This is a genomic window from Streptomyces sp. NPDC031479 (assembly GCF_055581065.1).
The window spans coordinates 1-2,901 of the sequence record NZ_JBVIKC010000101.1 but is presented as its reverse complement, the minus strand read 5'-3'; the positions used below and the strand labels follow the sequence as shown (position 1 = coordinate 2,901).

Sequence of the window (2,901 nt, the reverse complement as noted above, 5' to 3'; positions counted from 1 at the left end):
GGGGGGACCCTGTGGGAGAGTAGGACGCCGCCGAACAATCATTGTGGGAAAGCCCCGCACCTTATGGTGCGGGGCTTTTCTGCGTTTACGGGCCGGTAGTCCGTTCGCTCCAGGCGGGCGCTCACGGCATCGATCCCAATGTTCCGACCCGGCCCCCGGGACCGGTGTCAGGGTCGTTCTCGGTGGCGACCAGGCCGGCGGCGCCGTCGGCGACGTCCACGGCGTGATCGCAGAGGAGCAGGCGTGCCAGTGCCTGGCGGGTGAATCCGGCACGGTCGCCGTCGTAAGGGGTCGTCTCAGTCGCCCTGAGAGCCTTGCAGGCCGTATCCGCTGTGGGTACTCGATTTCCACCGGGCACCGACCGCCGGCAGTTCGGGTGGGACCATCAGCCTGTCTCCGGTCAGGCACGGGGCACCCAGGACCGGAGGATCCGGAGAATCCCATGACCATGTCTCATCGCTGGCGTCTGCTGGGCTCTGCCTCTGACGGCTACTCCGGTGCGGAAGCCCGGTCGTTGCTCGTACGCAGGCTGGACTGGGCGAGCCAGGAGACGTGGTTCGACGACGGCCGGGGCCGCCTGCTGTCCGTGGTCACCAACGGCGAGCGCGCGATGGTCGCCCTGGTGGACGGAGAGGGCGATCCCGGGGAGCACCTGGTCGATCCGCGGGCCGAGGGCGTCTCGGGCGGATACTTGCTGTCCAACGGGCAGATCGACACGTACTCCGACAGGGAGACCGTCCCCTTCCCCGTGGCCTGCCGGGCCGTGGAGCACTTCATCGAGCACGACGCGTGGCCCCACGACGTGGTGGTGGGTCGCTGTCCCTGAAGCCGGGGACCAGGACGGCCCCGTCAGTGGGTGGACTCGCGGCGGAGCAACCGCGGCCGAGCCGGCTCAGGGCGTATTCACCGTTCGGGGCGACGTGCAGGTGCGCAGGCCCCGGGCCATCGCGGCCGTCGACGCGGATCACGGCGAGCCGCTGGTCGGCCGGCTCGGTGATCCGGTGCTGGCGGAACATCTCCCGGCGCGGCTCGCTCGGGTCGTCACCGTTGACGCTTCCGACCTCGAGGCGACTCGCGGCCCTGCCGACGGACGCGGCGGCGGGGAGCGGGCCGAGGTCCTGGTGGACCGGTTCTCGTGGGGGCTGGACGGTTCTGCGGCGGCCGAGGAGGTGATCGAGGAGGCGATCGACGTGCTTCGGCCGTCCGCCCCCGCGCTCGTACCCCACCGCACAACTCCGTTACGCCCGGCCGCTGTTCGGTCTGGGACCGCTACCCGAAGATCCGCGGCGGGCTCGTGAGGAGTTCCCCGCCGGGGCCGAAGCGAGGCCGGCGGGGCGGGGCACCTTCTGTACCGGGAGCTGGGCATCGCTCTGCTCCGCCGGTCCTCCCACCTTCGGGGCTCGGGCCGCAGGCGGCAGCGGCGGCACTGCCCTCGCCGGCGAACCGCCTCCCGGATCCGAAATGGACCCACTCTGCGAGGCCGCCGGCTTGACCGCCCGCGATCTGGAGCTGACCTGGCTGCACACCTCCTCTGAAGACGCCCGCGCGGGCCCCGCGACGGCCAGGCGGGTCCGGCCCGTCCCTCGGCTGGGGGTGGGGAAGGGTGTGCGTCATGCAGGGGAGCCGGGTACGGATGCCCGTCGTGTGCGGTCCTGCGCGGCGATGGCTGCGGCGACCTCCTTGATGGCGCCGCGAACCAGGTCACCGTAGGAGCCCGAGCCGGCGGCAGTCGTCGGCGAGGTTCAGGTGCGGGGAGGGATGGAAGCCGGCGCTGTGCAGACCGGCGTGGTGTTTCTGGGCGGGTGGCTCGGTCACCGCGTCGGCGGCGTCCAGGGCCCGGATGTCCCAGGCCAGGGGTTGGGCGGGGCCTTCGTAGAGGTCTGCGAGGTCGTGCGCGAGGGAGAAGCGGTGCAGGGGGTCGCCGGTCACGCCGATCGTGGACCACAGGGCCAGGAGCTTCCGGCGGGCGGAGGGAATGTCACCGGCCCGGCTTCCGGTGACGGCCTGGCCGATGGCGGCCAGGGTCGGGTCGGGGTCGGCGTGAGAGGTGGTCATGGGGTGTTCCTCATCGTCCTGCGCGGGTGGGGGAGGGTCACCGATCGGCATGCCGGGCCGGCGCCGAGCCGCTGTTCGATCAGGGGTTCCGGCGGCAGGTTCAGCTACTCCGCCGGTAGGCACCGGGGGCCGGTCGCCCGCCTCTGCGGCGGGTGTCGTGACGGTCCAGGTCGCTGCCGGATCCCAGTGGGCTGCGTGGAGGGCGGCCGAGACGGCCGGGTCGTCGACTGCCGCTACCCAGCCGGTGGTGCTGCCGGGGGTGGGCCCGGGACGGGTTACCGAGATCGGCCCGGGAAATCGACGGGTTCGCCGCCGGTAACCGGCTCGTCGACCGCTGGAGGGTGCGGGCGCGGCCGCCGAGGGGGTTCGGGCACCGGGCGCGTTGCCGGCTTCGGCGCCGGTATCCGGTCCGCTCGGACACGCCGCGGCCCTTCCCCTGGTCCCCGGGCCCCTGGCGGCTCGGCACGCGGTGTTCGAGCACGGGCAGGTCACCGGCCTGGCCTCGGCGGTACGGGCGGGCGGATCGTCCTCGCGGCGCACCTGAAGTACCGCTCCGTTCCGTGGAGCGACCACAGGCACGGTGACTGCCCGGCACGTGTGCAGACGAGGGCACCCGTTACCCCTCGCCCGCCGTTTTGACACCCCACAGGCAGGGTTGTAGAGTCAAACGGTTGCCTCGAACCGGACAGGTTCGGCGACTCCCACCCAACAAGGCATCAAACACCTGTCGGGTGCACTCGATTCTTCATTCGGAATCTGAAGCCGGGAAATCCGGTGGAAAACTTCTGATAGAGTCGGAACCGCCGGAAAGGGAAAGCGCGAAAGCGCAGAACCTCGAAAGCACCG

Annotated in this window: 1 protein-coding gene and 1 pseudogene; one reads left to right on the top strand and one right to left on the bottom strand. The window is 71.5% G+C overall.

What is annotated here, in order from left to right; translation table 11 throughout:
• Nucleotides 1-442: 442 nt before the first annotated feature.
• Nucleotides 443-826 carry a hypothetical protein gene (locus tag ACZ5D2_RS40825; RefSeq protein ID WP_371677472.1) on the top strand — a complete coding sequence of 128 codons (384 nt, stop codon included), beginning with the start codon at nucleotides 443-445 and terminating at the stop codon, nucleotides 824-826.
• Nucleotides 827-1,610: 784 nt separating this feature from the next.
• Here the strand turns inward: ACZ5D2_RS40825 and ACZ5D2_RS40820 are convergent.
• Nucleotides 1,611-2,055 (bottom strand): annotated as a pseudogene (locus ACZ5D2_RS40820) (hypothetical protein).
• Nucleotides 2,056-2,901: the final 846 nt, after the last annotated feature.